Here is a 14,646-nt window from a genome sequence, read left to right as displayed (position 1 = left end):
GTTATGCCACCACTCTGCGCATCCCCATATGGGGGATATCATCTTCGAGATAGCCTTCCCCTTCCGCCACAAAACCGTGCTGGCCATAGAAGCCTTGCAGATGGGCCTGCGCCCCCAGCCAAATGCTGTGGGTCGGCCAGCGCGCCTCGCACGCCTTGACCGCCTCGCTGATCAGCTGGTGACCGAGACCGCCGCCGCGCGCCTTGGGTGAGGTCACCACCCGACCGATGGCAGAACCGCTCTCGTCGCCGATGCCGGGCGCCATGATCCGCGCATAGGCGGCCAACAGATCGCCCTGATAGCCGAGCAGGTGCCAGACCCCTTCGCGGCGATCGAGCCCGTCCAGATCCTGAAAGGGGCAGGTCTGCTCCACCACGAACACCTCGGCCCGCAGCGCCAGCAACTCATACAACTCGTCAGTGGTCAGTTCAGACCAGGGTTTCAGGATCCAGTTCATCGGCAACTCCTTATCAGTTCGGCCTGCCAGCATAATCGCGGCACCAGCGCCCTGCATTAACCTTTGTTAAGTTCTTTCAGCCGTTTGCGAATGCGGCTCAGGCTAATGGGCGTGATACCGAGATAGGCGGCAATCTGGTGGTCTGGCACTCTGGCATCGAGTGCAGGAAAACTGTCGAGAAAGTGCTGATAGCGCGCCTGCGGGCTGCCTGTCAGCAGCAACTGCTCCTTCTCCTCCTTGATGCGCAGCTGCACCTCCAGCAGGTGCTGGTACCAGCGCGGCCAGCCGGGCAGCTGGCGCAAGTCGGCCAGACTGAACAGCTGCAGATGGCAGGGTTCCAGCGCCTCCACGCTGTAGCGGGCTGGCTCGCCACTGAGCAGGTGGTGGAAGTCGAGAAACTCGTCCCCCTCCCAATAGAACTCTTTGATGTACTCGCGGCCATCCTCCAGCACCAGCTTGGCCCGCAGCAGCCCCTGCTCCACCCTGACCAGCAGATCCGGGCTGTCACCGGCGTGCCAGAGGCAGCTTTTCGGGCTGAGGGTCAGCGGGCGGGCAAAAGAGAGGAGGCGCGCGGCCTCCTCTCTATCTGCGACCTGCGCCCAATCGAAGGGGGGGCTGTCAGTCAGCATGATTAACCGCGACGCTGACGCACGGCTTCAAACAGGCAAACGCCGGTTGCCACCGAGACGTTGAGGCTGGATACCGCCCCTTCCATCGGGATGCTCACCAGCTCGTCGCAATGTTCGCGGGTTAGGCGACGCATACCTTTACCTTCGGCACCCATCACCAGCGCCATCGGGCCGGTCAGTTTGGCCTGATAGAGGTCGTGATCGGCCTCGCCAGCGGTGCCGACAATCCAGACGCCGCGCTCCTGCAGCTCGCGCAGGGTGCGGGCCAGGTTGGTGACCTGAATGAGCGGCACCACTTCGGCCGCGCCACAGGCAACCTTGCGCACGATCGGGGTCAGGCCGGTGGCCTTGTCGCGCGGCACGATGACAGCATGAGCCCCGGCAGCATCGGCGCTGCGCAGGCAGGCGCCGAGATTGTGCGGATCGGTCACTCCATCCAGCACCAGCAGGAAGGGCTGGCTCTGTTGTGCCGCCAACTCGTCCAGCAGGCTGGCCAGATCGTGCTCGGCGAGCTTCGGCGCCTCTTTCACCCGGGCCATGATGCCCTGGTGATTGTTGCCCTCCGCCTTGTCGTCGAGCGTCTTGCGGTTCACGCTCTGCACCTTGAGGCCGAGCGCATCCAGCTCCGCCAGCAGGGGCTGCAGCCGCTCATCATCGCGCCCCTTGAGGGCCCACACTTCGATGAAACGCTCCGGCTCGCGCTCAAGAAGGGCGGCCACGGCGTGGATGCCGTAAATCAGTTCACTGCTCATGTTCAAGATCCGTGGTGTCGGGTCGCACCCAGTGCGCTCCGGAGAAAAATGGCCCTACCGGCAGCCTGACCACCATGATGCTGGCGTCGTCACCGGTCGCTAAATGATGGCGCATCATACCAGAGAGACCGGCATCTAGGGAGGAGGAAGCTGCTCGGCCAAACGCCTACCGCTATATCGAGCTCTTCCGTGGCACATAGCGACAAGCCAATCATGGCTTGTTAGCCGCTGCGCGGCACTCAAAACGATGAGTGTCCCAATTTCAGTTCATTGAAGATCTGCCCTTTCCTTGTTGATGTTCGACTTCAACACGGCTCAGGATGACCAATTTATTGATCTTGCACAGAAAACCATCATCCCCCACTTCCCTCCCCGGCGGCACTCGCTACCATAGCCGTTTGGCAACCGTCTCATCGGAGTCACCCATGAACCAGACCAACGAAACCGCGCAGGTAAACAGCAGCAGACTGGAGGCTGAAATTCAGGGGCGGTAGCCTTGCCTGATAAAATGGATCAGCAAGAGCTGCCCACAACGACCCACCCAAAATGGTGACGGCCTCATTTTCATTTCTGACCTGTTCACGCAGGCGTGATGAGGCGACGCTTTCCAAGACGTCCCTGAGCACTGTTTTCTCACACAGTAGTAACCGTGGTGCAAAAATAGGGAGTCAAGCGAATGCGCTCGGCACGAGAAGCAAGCTGGTAATATGATGATTTAATGATAATTTTCACTTGGCGGCGATAAAGATGTTACGGAGTTATATGGAATGCTCTGCTAACAGATTAGTACCGCCTTCCATCTAATCACTGTTAGCAGTCTTTCGGTAAGTAGATTTAGGATAAATTTTGTATGAACAATAAGGATTACTTTAGCAAAATAAAAACAGGTGGAAGTAACTCTTCTAAAGGGTTTGCTTACCAAGACCTTTGCGCGGCGTTTTATTTGCTAAGGCACTTTAATGTGAGTGGATTCAATTCTATCGGGATAGAAACAGATGATGACTTTTCATTGCTGTTTGACGACAGGAAAAAAATTAATGTTCAGGTCAAATATGAAGAGCTATCGATACCACTTGTTAATAAGTACACTTCAGAAGATCAAATTATTATAGGACCATCAAAAAATAAAAGCTTGTCGACATTCCTTTCTTACTTGAAGCAATTCACAAATAATCAATCCTCTAACGAGGATAACGTTTCTAAGATATCAGTATCATCAGACTTTAGAAAGATTCTAAAACGAAATGGTATTGCATTTGAAAATGTCAGCGAATTTTCTAGAGCCTGGAATGTCGACGTTATCCCTGAAGATAAGATTAAGGAAATAATTAAGTTAGAGATAATTGAATGGGGTATTGAGAACTCGCTTCTACTAGATGGTGACGAATGCCTAAAAGAGTTGGCATTCCTCATATATGAGAGTCGATGCGATAGGGGGTATATAAAAATCACCGACGCTACAAGCATTTTTGAAAAACACTCTAAAAAATTAACTTTCAAGAAGGAAGGGGGTGCGTCGTTAAACTTCCTAGAAAATTTGGATTTAAATCAGGATGAAATTCTAGCAAGTGTTAATTCAAAAGTTAGTAAGGCAGAAGGCTTGCTCATTGATGGCAACTACAAAGGGGCCTTAAGAGAATATGTAGAATTATCTAAGACAGTAAAATCTGAAAAGCTGTATATGAAATGTGCGGGTATTTTGCAATTATTGGGCAAAGTAGATGATGCCATACTCTATTGCAATGATGCTTTAAAGGTTAATCCTATATACCCCATGGCTTTAGCAGTAAAGGGGACTTTAGTTGCTGAGAAAGGTGATAACGATTTCGCTTTGGAACTATTGAAAAGCGCGGAATTCCAAGATAACACTGATCCTTTCATTATTTATAATGTCGGTGTCGCCTACCTAAATTTGAAAAATATTGATGATGCGATATGTTACTTTGAGAAATCAATAGAGCTGAATTCTAAGTTCAGCTATCCGCATTTAAACCTTGGCGTTTGCTATTTTAATAAAGGTGTATTTTCCGAGGCAGCTAAACATATTGATATTGCCTTGCTTCTAGAACCTGGGCTTCCAGAAGCATTGTCTCAAAAAGGTGAAATAAAACGGTTTTATGGGGAGGTAGATAAAGCAAGTAAACTATTTGAACGGTGCTTGCTTAATACCCCGGACAACATCGTCGCGAACTTAGGCTTGGCTTTGTGTCTGATAGAGAAAGGTGACCCACTGGGGTTTGGGCTTTTGGTATTCCATTATCAAAAGGAACTATCTGAGCTTGATTTAAACAAGTCTTTAGGAATTGTTGATATCGGCTGGGAAAGAACTTTAGTTATTTCAATACAAAATATAAATGGGTCATCATATTTGGTGAATTATGATGATCTTGAGGTCTATGTTCCAAAACCAAGTAAAGATCGAATTGCTATTGGTGTTATGAATACTGAAAAAACTGCGCTTCCTCTCGTCATGAAATATTATACCGAACTAAATTCTTATAAAAATGCAGTTAATGCTATTAGACTGAGCCAGCCTATAGATTTATTTGTTCCCGCAAGCGGCTATGTGAAAGGTAAATCCGACCATTGTGAAATTAAAATTTATTTGGAGCACTATTCTATATATGGAAAAACCGATCAAAGCGATAACAAAGGATATCGTTCTTTCGTTGAATGTTTTGATGGGTGGTTCCTGCTATTAATTACCCATGAGGATTCCAAGCAGAAAGAAAGTTTTATTGTGGTCGGGCTGGAGTGTAACTAAGCATATTGACTGCTAACAAGACCTTGAAGCGGACAAATTATAGCTGGCTGTGTTCGCTTCGCTTTCTATTTTAGCCAACCACAATTTGCCGCTTAAGGTGGCGTTATGTGTTGCTAATCTGACCTTAATTTGGCAAGACCTAAGCTGGCTTTATTCGTAACCGTACGAAGTTCAGGGTGAGTGCTGTTAATGTAATCACTCCTAAGTTCGTTGAATATTTTCCTAGCCTGTTCCTTGTCTCCTTTCTGTGCATATGCGACACCAGTGTTCAACTTCACCGTTGCAAAGTCTGCTACTGTTTTATTCTTTTCCGTCTCAGAAAGGCTGCAGAAGTAATTATCTGCTTGTTGTTTCAGAGTTACTACAGAATCGAAGTTAGCACTAGTAACGTAATTATTAGAAAGCAAACTATAAGCTTTAGATATGATTTGCGGGAATTCGGTTGAGTTTAATGGGATCAGCTTCAGTGTTTCATTTGAACGAGATAATAGTTTTTGTTCATTTAAGCTTATTGCGTAATTTATGATAGCCTTTAGAAGGAGCTCCTTTTCTACGGAGCCTAGTTTGTCCAATGGGTTTTTAGCCAACAACCCCTCATAAATATCGTTACTTATTTCTGCATTACCAAGTTTGAAGTAAGTCTGCGCTAAAAGGGTTTCTGTCTTTATTGCGAGTTCTGTTTGAGAGCTTGTATTAATGTTCAATTTTTCCAGCTCTTTCAATGTCTCGTTATAATTTTCCTGGCTGAATTTAATAACAGCAGTGTTGTATCGATCTACAGTATGTTTTAGGCTTTGTAGGGACTCTGTATTGTTGACGCTCGTTGTCTCTGCTTTTTGAATGCGGTTAAGAAACTCTGGGTCACTGAGAAGTTTGGCTAACTCTGCATCTCCTTTTTTACGGAGTTCTTCTTTAATTTGTTCAATTATTGGGTTGTGGGGTTCTTTTAACCATTTATTTACGGCTTCTTTTGCGCTAGAAATGGTTTTATTATAAGCAAAATAACCACCACCCAACGTAACTAGAGCTGCAAGCGCAAGAAAAATACTGATCCAGTACTCTATGTTTTCGATTTTTGTTGTAGCTTTAACACTTAACAGCTCAGCCTCATGCAATCGCTCTACGCTAGCTTTATTCTCTTCTAAAGAAGCTACTCGTGAAAGTACTTGATTTTGCTGATTCATCAACCATGCAGGTATGTTCATGGCTGTTCCATTTTGTTGTATTTCTAATTTATTTATACGTTCCAGAATATATAGTTGATAAGTTGCATCCACATATGAATTAAAAGGTTCTTGCGCCTTTATTTCTGAGCCCTGCACACTGCCATTATCTGAATTTTGCGCAGAGATAAGGTTGTTTTTGGTGGCGTTTGTTGTTTCTTCTGCAATCGCAAAATTCTGGAAGATGAAAGAAATAAGAATTGTAACTATAACGCGATACATTGTTGAACTCTAAATCTAAACTCTATAACTGTATGTTAAGCTTCATTTATACTAAACACAACACACATAACAAAGTATTTAAGAGTGATTCGCAACGCTTGGCAGTTTCGCTTCGCTCAAGTATAGCCAAGCGCTGCTCACACCTTAATGCAGCGTTAGCTAATAAAACGAAATTGGGACACCCACCATTCTGGCAGATGGGGCATCCATGCCCCATCTGCGGCTGGTTGCAGTGGGGACAACACCGTACCCGACCGTAGCTAAGTGGGCTCGCTACGCGGCGCACAAAACGGTAGGAGTTACAATTTCAGCCCTTGGAGCTCAGCCCTTTCGTTGTTGCTCAACACAGCTCATAACGATTAATTTATTGATCTTGCTCAGGAAACCATCATCTCCCTCTTTTTTCCACGGCGGCGCTCGCTACCATAGCCGTTTGGCAACCGTCTCGTCGGAGTTACCCATGAGCCAGGCCAGCGAAACCACGCAGGTAAACAGCAGCAGACTGGAGGCTGAAATTCAGGGGCGGTAGCCTTGCCTGATGGAATGGATCAGCAAGTGGCGCGAGCACTGAACATGGTGGCGGCCTTATATTCATTTCTGAGCTGTTCACGCAACCGTGGTTTGGTCGCGCCGTCCTTAAGCAATCCACGCACTGTTTTTTATACAGTCGTAATGATGGCGAAAAAAGAGGAAATCAAGCGAATACTCTCAGTACGAGAAGCAAGCTGGTAACATTATGATTTAATGATAATTTTCACTTGGCGGCGATAAAGATGTTACGGAGTTATATGGAATTCTCTGCTAACGGATTAGTACCGCCTTCCATCTAATCACTGTTAGATGCACCACGAGGAGTCCCAATGTCAGGCGACAGTCTCCCAGATGAGCTCAAAACCCAAGCAATCGACTACGTCACCTCTGGTGCTAAGGCGGCCCTAGGCGTTGTCCCCTTTGCTGGTTCTCTACTTGCTGAGGTTGCTGGTGCAATAATTCCGAACCAGAGAATTGATCGCATAGCTGACTTCGCATTCAAGCTGCAAGTCAGAATTGAGCAGTTGGAAGAGACTAGAGTGCGCTCTGAGCTAGATGATGAGGAATTCACGGATCTGCTTGAAGAGTCTTTGCGGCAGGCTTCTCGCGCCATCAGCGAGGGACGTCGAGAGTATCTTGCCTCACTAGTAACAAGTAGTTTGACATCGGACGCCGTTAAACACGCCGAATCTAAGCATTTGATGCGTATTCTCGGTGAGCTCAATGACACCGAGGTTCTCTGGCTTCGTTTCTATCACGTACCCGTAATAGATGGAGATAAAGAGTTTCGCAAACTTCACGCTGGAGTGTTCGAGCCTGTAACAGCAGTTATTGGTTCAAGCCAAGAGGAACGGGATGATCATGCGCTGCAGCAAAGTTACAAAGATCACCTAGTTCGTCTTGGGCTAGTATCAGAGCGAATAAAGAAGAATCGTGAAGGAACGCCAGAATACGACAAGTTCACTGGAAAACCTGCTGTGAGCTACCGTGAAGCAAGTCCACTTGGCCGGTTGCTACTTAGAAGTATCGGCATGATTACCGATGAATAAGAAGTACATCTAACTAGTAGTTCAAACCGTTCGCTTCGCTCACTGGGACCGGCTAAAGCCGGCCCCTTAACCAAACGTTATGTGCTAGTTACGCGAGGAAAGTCTGTGCTATCCGAAAAGGCAGAAAGTTTCATTTTGCAATCCATGAAGATCGACCTGCAATCAATAATCGAAAAGCTTGATGAAGAGGGAGTCGCTACTCATAGGAGTGAGATTGAAGGGGCTATAGAAGAATTTATTTATGCCATAATCGGCCAAAGTTCATCGACATGGCAGCATGAGAGCCTCTTACTCGATGCTAGTCCTGCGGAAAATACAATAAACCAGTACGCAACGGACTTGATGGATAAATTTTCTAACGAGGAAGCAAAAGTTGTTCTGGACTCATTACGTCACGCCTTCTGCTCATACTCTTATGGTGGTTTACATCAATTATTTACACGACAAGAAAATGAAAATTGGTATCCCAAAGTAATTCTTGATGAAGTGCTTGAGCCGAATGATATAGATGCACTCCCAGATATTGTAAGCCTATATAGAGGCACTGATAGCCAAGAGTTTGAGTCGCAAAAATATGGGCAGTCATGGACGACCAACAAACAAATAGCTCATAACTTTGCCTTTTTGCACTATCAAGGGCAGCAGTGGTTTGAAGGAGCCAAGCGGTTAATACTTTGTGCTGACATATCCAAACAGCATGTGTATTTCTCAAACCAAACTTGCGAGTTTGAGGTGGTTGTCAATACATCAAAGCTCGTCAACGTACGAGTATGCACATAACAAATTGCTTAATTTCGTTCCGGCCACAAAAAGCGTGACCTGCACTGGACTGCCTACGCTACGCTGTGGCAGCCAATTAGCAAAGCATTAAATTACTATTAAGGTATCTATGATAGTCGTAATGATTTCATTAGCTGTTGTACTGATGGTTTCGGGTTCACAAATACAGCAGTTACCAATTCCGTACGCAGAAGTTGCCATCGGTTTTCTATTATCAGTCTTTCTCGATTTATTCGTTAAAATTTACGGAATGTATTCTATTCCACGTAAGTACTTAAACGTTTCTATAGATAGTTTCGCAATTCGATTCCTTTTCTCAGTTTAGCTATCGAGTGGTTATACCTTTGCGAAAATTATCAAAGCAATGATAGTACCGTTTAGAGAACAGCAAACCTGTACTGTTGATGATCGGTGTAGTTGTGTGAAGTACTTAAAAGGTATGTTCATCTATAGATCTAATCAGGGGAACTTATTCCTTTCTGTCTTGATACTTGTGTTACTCACAGTTATGGAATTTTGTGGGTTTGAGCTTAAGCAAGTACCCTACGGTGGAGTAATTATTGCGGCTGTAATATTTAGGGTTATCTCAAGAAGTTTTGAGATAACATATGCCTTTACTAAGGATGTATTATCAAAGAATAAAGAAACTAACTCAGATCTTGATAAATACGACAGAGTTAGACTCGCACTCTGTAGTTACATTGAAAACGTGTTGAATTTCGGGGCAGTTTACTACATTTTTTCCAGTGTTAACTCAAACCTAGAGGCTAATGTTGGAACTTCCGTTTTGGAATCTATAGGCACTGCTACCATCTCTAGAGTTCATCAATCAGGCTGTTATTTCGAAAGTGCGCTAGTTAACCTACAGGTGGTGACGACTTTGGCTTTAGTAATGCTATCTTTAGCTACTTACCTTAGTCGTGAGCAGTAATTTAACAAACTGTTTAGGGGCTGTCGTCTTGAACTGATGGAATTCAGTACAATACCCGCCCCGTTAACGTAAAAATCATCACATCATGTCCACTCCTGCTTACCGCCGCCACGATATTTCCGACCGTGTATAAAAAATGGGACACCCACCTTTCTGAGCGCCGCGTAGCGGCCAATAGAGTGGCATCGCGCAGGGATTTTGTTCCTAGCCATAAGCACGGATCTTGGCCGAGCTCCGCCCAGAATCTAAGTCCCTCCCCTTTTCGCTGACCATAAAAAAAATCCGAACCCCGGTAACAGGGTTCGGATTTTTTTCGTCGCCAGGACTATCAGGCGCTGGCGAAGATAACGCGGGGCCATCAGCCCCTTACAGCCTAGCCCCAGGTCGCCAGACCCAAGCCATAGGCCGAGGGCTTACCCCTTGGCCTTCACCTTATCGCGAGCTTTTTTGCCCGGTCGTCTGTTGCTCGGTTTGGCGCGGCCACCCTTGGCGGGTTTGCCGCTCTCCTTGCCATCTTTCTCTTTGCGCTTTTCGTGGCGCTCGGCGCTCTTGGCCTTCTCCTTCTTGATCTCGGCCATCTTGCGAACCGCCTGCTTGGCGTTCTTGCCGGTGATCTTGAGGGGCTCTTCCACCATCACGAAGTCGATCTTGCGATCATCCAGATTGACGCCCATCACCTTGACCCGCACCTTGTCGCCCAGACGGTAGCGACGGCGGAAGTTCTCGCCAATCAGCTGCATGTGCAGGGGATCAAACTGGTAGTAGTCGTTGGTGAGGGTGCTGACGTGCACCAGACCATCGATGTGGATCTCCGCCAGACGGACGAAGAAACCAAAGCCGGTGACGCTGGCGATGACGCCGTCAAACTCGTCACCTACGTGATCCAGCATGTACTCGCACTTGAGCCAGTCGGCCACGTCGCGGGTCGCATCGTCGGCACGGCGCTCGGTCATGGAGCAGTGCTCGCCCATCGGGTCCACTTCTTCCAGCTGGTAGTGATAACCACCGCTCGGGGTCCACTTGTGGCGCAGGTTGCCCTGTTGCTCCTTGGCGGTCTGATACTTGATCGCACGGTGCAGGATCAGGTCGGGATAGCGACGGATTGGCGAGGTGAAGTGCGCGTAGGACTTCAGCGCCAGACCGAAGTGACCGATGTTGTCAGCCTGATAGATGGCCTGACGCATGGAGCGCAGCAGCATGGTGGAGAGCAGCTCCGCATCCGGGCGCCCTTCAAACTTGGCAGCCAGCTCGGCAAAGTCTTTCGGCTCGGGCTCGAGGCCGCCTTTGAGCTCCAGACCCAGTTCGGCCAGGAAATCGCGGAAACCGGTCAGACGCTCTTCGCCCGGACGGTCGTGGACCCGGAACAGGGCAAAGGCTTCGTTCTTCTCGATATAACGGGCTGCGGCGACGTTCGCCTGGATCATGCACTCTTCGATGATCTTGTGGGCATCGTTGCGCACCAGCGGCACGATGCGGTCGATCTTGCGCTGGGCGTTGAAGATAAAGCGGGTCTCCTCGCTCTCGAACTCCACCGCGCCACGCTGGTGACGGGCATGCTTGAGCGCCTTGTAGAGGTTGTTCAGCTCTTCGATGTGGCCCACCAGCGGATCATACTGCTGACGCAACTTGGGATCGCCATCGAGGATCGCGGCAACCTTGGTGTAGGTCAGACGGGCGTGAGAGTTCATTACCGCTTCGTAGAACTTGTAGCCGGACATGCGGCCAGCGGCGGAGATGGTCATCTCGCACACCATGCAGAGACGGTCAACTTGCGGGTTCAGGGAACACAAGCCGTTGGAGAGCACCTCCGGCAGCATGGGCACCACGAATTCAGGGAAGTAGACGGAGTTGCCACGCTGATACGCTTCGGCATCCAGCGCCGTGCCGGGCTTCACGTAAGCGGAGACGTCAGCAATGGCAACCCACAGGCGCCAGCCGCCACCGCGTTTGGCTTCACAGAAGACGGCGTCATCGAAGTCGCGGGCATCTTCGCCGTCGATGGTCACCAGCGGCAGGGCGCGCAGGTCGATGCGGCCCTCTTTGGCTTTCTCCGGCACCTGTTCGCCGAGACCGGCAACCTCTTTGGTCACCTCTTCCGGCCAGGTGTGCGGGATACCGTGGGTACGCAGGGCAATTTCGATCTCCATGCCCGGCGCCATGTTCTCGCCCAGCACTTCCAGTACGGTGCCGACGGCATTGATGCGGGAGGTGGCGCGTTGATTGATGCGCACAACCACGACCTGGCTCTGGCGAGCCCCTTTGTTTTCCCCTTCCGGGATGATGATGTCCTGGCCGATACGGCTGTCATCCGGCACCACGAAACCAACGCCATTCTCGACGAAGTAACGGCCGACAATGTCTGCCTCACGGGACTTGAGCAGGCGCACCAGACGCGCTTCCTGACGACCCTTGCGGTCGATCTCGGTCGGCTGCACCAGCACGTAATCGCCATGCATCAGGCGTTGCATCTCTCGGTTGTTCAGATACAGATCCGGACCACCACCTTCCGGACGCAGAAAACCGAAGCCATCCTTGTGGCCGATTACATAACCTTTGACCAGATTCAGGCGATCCGGCAGGGCATAACATTGGTTGCGAGTGAATACCAGTTGTCCATCACGCTCCATGGCGCGCAGACGACGACGCAGGGCTTCCAACGGCTCTTCATCTTTCAGCTTGAGGACCTTGGCCAACTCTTCACGGGACATGGGCTTTTCATGGCCCTTGATGAGTTCCAGGATCAACTCGCGACTGGCGATGGGGTTATCGTATTTTTCGGCCTCGCGTTCGAGGAAAGGATCTTTTTGAGACATAAGCAGGCCTTAGGGTAGGTGGTAACGGTGCCATTATATCGGAGGGGGGGGCGAATGGCATCCATCGGCTGCCTTTTGGCCAATCTCTCTGTCATACTATCTTCAGTTCGCTGGCATGATGAGACACAGAACTCATGAGTAAGGACACATTTGCCCAATCCGCCGCCTATCTCAAACAAGCGGTCCCTTTGATGATCAAGTACCAGATCCCCACGACGCCGGACAATTACCACCTGTGGTACAACTATGTCTCGGCCAGCATGCCCGAGCTCAACCAGGCGATTGATCAGGCAGTCAAAATGCAGGGAACCTGCTCGCTCACCACCTGCGAGCGACTCTATCACCAGTATCTGGCCGCTCAGGACGAAAAGCAGATGGAGGCGATGAAACTGAGCCTCGCCGCCATGGCCAACGAGCTCGGCCACTCCATGCAGGACGCCATCTCCGATACCGGCATGTTTCAGGAGATGCTCGACAAGAGTTTTGACAAGCTCAGCCGCATTGATGACGAGGGCTTCAGCCTGGAAGACACCATGGGGATCCTGCGGGAGCTGGTGCGCGAATCGCGGGATGTGCGCATGTCCACCATGCACTTTCGCAACCAGCTCAGCAATGCGGAGAAAGAGATCAAAGAGCTGCGGGCCGCGCTCAACGAGACACGCAAACTGGCCAACGAGGATGCCCTCACCAACCTGCTCAACCGCCGCGCCTTCGATCTGGAGCTGGAGGGGTTGATCCGCAGCCAGCACCCCTTCTCGCTGATCCTTGCTGATATCGATCGCTTCAAGAACTTCAACGACGAATATGGGCACCTGCTCGGCGATCAGGTGCTGCGCGCCTTCAGCAAACGGCTGCGCGATGCCTGCAAGGAGGGAGTCACCGCCTATCGGCTGGGTGGGGAGGAGTTCGCCATGCTGGTCCCCCATCGCTCGCTGGCGCTGGCCAGACAGATGGCGGAAAGCATGCGCCGCGCTATCGAGCGGATGTCGATTCTGGATCGCAAATCGGGCCGCCGCATCGACCACATCACAGCCTCGTTTGGCGTGGGTGAGTTCAACGGTCAGGAGAGCGCAGACTGTCTGGTCGAACGTACCGACAAGCTGCTCTACAAGGCCAAGGAGCTGGGGCGCAACCGGGTGATGCCGCTCCCTTCCTGATTTAGTCCCCTGCCCGACCGCAATGCCAATGTAAAAAGCCAGTCAGATCAACTGACTGGCTTTTTGGTCTCTCTTGCTCCGACAGGGGCTGTTCATTCCAGCCCCAGTGGAACGCTGCTCAGTGTGAAGGATTACTCCTGCACCTCGCTGACACCTTCGACTTTCACATCAACACGGCGATCCGGAGCCAGGCAGACGATCAGCTCACGCTTGGACTTGCTGACGCAGCTGTCGCCGGTAACCGGTGAGGATTTACCACGCCCTTCCACATTGATCTTGGCGGCCGGGATTCCTTTACCAACCAGATAGTTGGCAACGGTCTGGGCACGCTGCTCGGAGAGCTTCTGGTTGTAGGCATCGGAACCAATACGGTCGGTGTGACCAATTACGGTTGCCACGCCATCTTTGGGTCGTGCTTCTTCAATCTGGCTATAGAGGCTATCCAGTGCCTGACTGGCCTCTGGCTTGAGGGTCGCCTTGTTGAAGTCAAACAGCACATCGGAGCTCAGGGTGAACTGCTTCTCAACCATCACAGGTGCAGGAGCAGGTTCCGGAGCCGGGGCGGGCGCCACAGGGGCAACCTGACCAAAGCGATAAACCGCTGCCAGTGAGAGCAGGCCGTTATCCATTCTCAGACCGGTATCATCGCGGCTGCCATACGGGGTGGTGTACTGGTACTCCAGGCGAGCGGCCCAGTCGAGATTGAACGCATACTCGGCACCCAGTGCACCGACCATGACAAAGCGGCTGTCATCTTTGTAGACATCGCTCTTGGTATCAGCCCAGCCATAACCGCCACCGACACGACCATACAGATCCAGATTATCGGTAACCGGGAAACCCAGTTTCAGGGTCAGTTGAGCCAGCTGTGCAGTCACCTCATCGCTAAAAGCTGCACCGCTCTTCACTGCGTCGTATTTATATTTGCCCAGATAGTCGTAACCCAGCTCCAGCCCCAGATTCTGGTTGATCTGATAACCGCCAAACACGCCTGCCCCCAAGGCATCGTTGGTCTCATTGCCAAGGGTCAGGGCATTGCTTTCATCAATGCCGTAGAAGTTGGACCAACCCAGTTTGGCACCGCCATACCAGGTGTTGTCTTGACCGGCAGCCTGGGCATTGGCAGCCAGCAAGCCGGTAACCAGCAAGGTAATCAATGATTTTTTCATGTTTGAGCCTCTGCAACTTTATGTAGGAGGAGGTTGATTGATATCACCTCGTCTTATAGGTGCAACCACCCAAAAGCGATCGCAGCATATCAACGTTAGCCTATTTTCAAGTCACTGATATCAATTAACAAAAAACACTCTAACGCAACCACGTTACAAAAACAGCAAC

At 50.2% G+C, this 14,646-nt stretch carries 11 protein-coding genes; 5 read left to right on the top strand and 6 right to left on the bottom strand.

What is annotated here, in order from left to right:
* Position 1 precedes the first annotated feature (1 nt).
* Genes AB5Z09_RS22230 through rlmB form a run of 3 tightly spaced genes read right to left on the bottom strand, consistent with a single transcriptional unit; the run spans position 2 to position 1,838 of the window.
* Positions 2 to 457, bottom strand: coding sequence for a GNAT family N-acetyltransferase (locus tag AB5Z09_RS22230; protein ID WP_069530022.1), 456 nt, complete (start codon positions 455 to 457; stop codon positions 2 to 4).
* Positions 458 to 513: 56 nt separating this feature from the next.
* Positions 514 to 1,086: a Crp/Fnr family transcriptional regulator gene (locus AB5Z09_RS22225; protein WP_368196329.1), complete on the bottom strand. Its 573-nt coding sequence runs from the start codon at positions 1,084 to 1,086 to the stop codon at positions 514 to 516.
* Between the two features lie 2 nt (positions 1,087 to 1,088).
* Positions 1,089 to 1,838 (bottom strand): 23S rRNA (guanosine(2251)-2'-O)-methyltransferase RlmB, encoded by a 750-nt coding sequence (rlmB, locus tag AB5Z09_RS22220; RefSeq protein ID WP_368196327.1) that lies wholly within the window; start codon positions 1,836 to 1,838, stop codon positions 1,089 to 1,091.
* 850 nt (positions 1,839 to 2,688) lie between these two features.
* Here rlmB and AB5Z09_RS22215 point away from each other — a divergent pair.
* Positions 2,689 to 4,602, top strand: a complete 1,914-nt coding sequence (locus AB5Z09_RS22215; protein WP_368196325.1) for a tetratricopeptide repeat protein — start codon at positions 2,689 to 2,691, stop codon at positions 4,600 to 4,602.
* A 113-nt stretch (positions 4,603 to 4,715) separates the two neighbouring features.
* On the opposite strand, the gene AB5Z09_RS22210 is transcribed toward AB5Z09_RS22215, so the two are convergent.
* Positions 4,716 to 6,047, bottom strand: a complete 1,332-nt coding sequence (locus tag AB5Z09_RS22210) for a tetratricopeptide repeat protein (protein WP_368196323.1) — start codon at positions 6,045 to 6,047, stop codon at positions 4,716 to 4,718.
* A gap of 860 nt (positions 6,048 to 6,907) precedes the next feature.
* Here AB5Z09_RS22210 and AB5Z09_RS22205 point away from each other — a divergent pair.
* The 3 genes from AB5Z09_RS22205 to AB5Z09_RS22195 all read left to right on the top strand — a co-directional run bounded on the left by AB5Z09_RS22205 (position 6,908) and on the right by AB5Z09_RS22195 (position 9,338).
* Positions 6,908 to 7,627, top strand: coding sequence for a hypothetical protein (locus AB5Z09_RS22205; protein WP_268031672.1), 720 nt, complete (start codon positions 6,908 to 6,910; stop codon positions 7,625 to 7,627).
* Between the two features lie 105 nt (positions 7,628 to 7,732).
* Positions 7,733 to 8,407, top strand: coding sequence for a hypothetical protein (locus tag AB5Z09_RS22200; protein WP_368196322.1), 675 nt, complete (start codon positions 7,733 to 7,735; stop codon positions 8,405 to 8,407).
* A 421-nt stretch (positions 8,408 to 8,828) separates the two neighbouring features.
* Positions 8,829 to 9,338, top strand: coding sequence for a hypothetical protein (locus tag AB5Z09_RS22195; protein ID WP_368196320.1), 510 nt, complete (start codon positions 8,829 to 8,831; stop codon positions 9,336 to 9,338).
* Positions 9,339 to 9,751: 413 nt separating this feature from the next.
* Here the strand turns inward: AB5Z09_RS22195 and rnr are convergent, their stop codons facing one another.
* The gene (gene rnr / locus AB5Z09_RS22190; RefSeq protein WP_368196319.1) at positions 9,752 to 12,151 is read right to left on the bottom strand and encodes a ribonuclease R; all 2,400 of its coding nucleotides are present in this window, start codon (positions 12,149 to 12,151) and stop codon (positions 9,752 to 9,754) included.
* 134 nt (positions 12,152 to 12,285) lie between these two features.
* Here rnr and AB5Z09_RS22185 point away from each other — a divergent pair, with 134 nt between their 5' ends.
* A complete protein-coding gene (locus AB5Z09_RS22185) occupies positions 12,286 to 13,308 on the top strand; it encodes a GGDEF domain-containing protein (RefSeq protein WP_019445736.1) in 1,023 nt (340 codons plus the stop codon).
* Between the two features lie 131 nt (positions 13,309 to 13,439).
* Here the strand turns inward: AB5Z09_RS22185 and ompA are convergent, their stop codons facing one another.
* The gene (gene ompA, locus AB5Z09_RS22180; protein WP_120415394.1) at positions 13,440 to 14,477 is read right to left on the bottom strand and encodes a porin OmpA; all 1,038 of its coding nucleotides are present in this window, start codon (positions 14,475 to 14,477) and stop codon (positions 13,440 to 13,442) included.
* Positions 14,478 to 14,646 lie beyond the last annotated feature (169 nt).

This window comes from Aeromonas sp. R2-2, assembly GCF_040908355.1.
Classification (GTDB): Bacteria; Pseudomonadota; Gammaproteobacteria; order Enterobacterales; family Aeromonadaceae; genus Aeromonas; species Aeromonas veronii.
This window is presented reverse-complemented; position numbering and strand designations above follow the sequence as displayed.

Bases quoted from the DNA above. Each gene is read 5' to 3' on its own strand.
- AB5Z09_RS22230 (WP_069530022.1), bottom strand. From the start codon at position 457: ATGAACTGGATCCTGAAACCCTGGTCTGAACTGACCACTGACGAGTTG.
- AB5Z09_RS22225 (WP_368196329.1), bottom strand. From the start codon at position 1,086: ATGCTGACTGACAGCCCCCCCTTCGATTGGGCGCAGGTCGCAGATAGA.
- rlmB (WP_368196327.1), bottom strand. From the start codon at position 1,838: ATGAGCAGTGAACTGATTTACGGCATCCACGCCGTGGCCGCCCTTCTT.
- AB5Z09_RS22215 (WP_368196325.1), top strand. From the start codon at position 2,689: ATGAACAATAAGGATTACTTTAGCAAAATAAAAACAGGTGGAAGTAAC.
- AB5Z09_RS22210 (WP_368196323.1), bottom strand. From the start codon at position 6,047: ATGTATCGCGTTATAGTTACAATTCTTATTTCTTTCATCTTCCAGAAT.
- AB5Z09_RS22205 (WP_268031672.1), top strand. From the start codon at position 6,908: ATGTCAGGCGACAGTCTCCCAGATGAGCTCAAAACCCAAGCAATCGAC.
- rnr (WP_368196319.1), bottom strand. From the start codon at position 12,151: ATGTCTCAAAAAGATCCTTTCCTCGAACGCGAGGCCGAAAAATACGAT.
- AB5Z09_RS22185 (WP_019445736.1), top strand. From the start codon at position 12,286: ATGAGTAAGGACACATTTGCCCAATCCGCCGCCTATCTCAAACAAGCG.
- ompA (WP_120415394.1), bottom strand. From the start codon at position 14,477: ATGAAAAAATCATTGATTACCTTGCTGGTTACCGGCTTGCTGGCTGCC.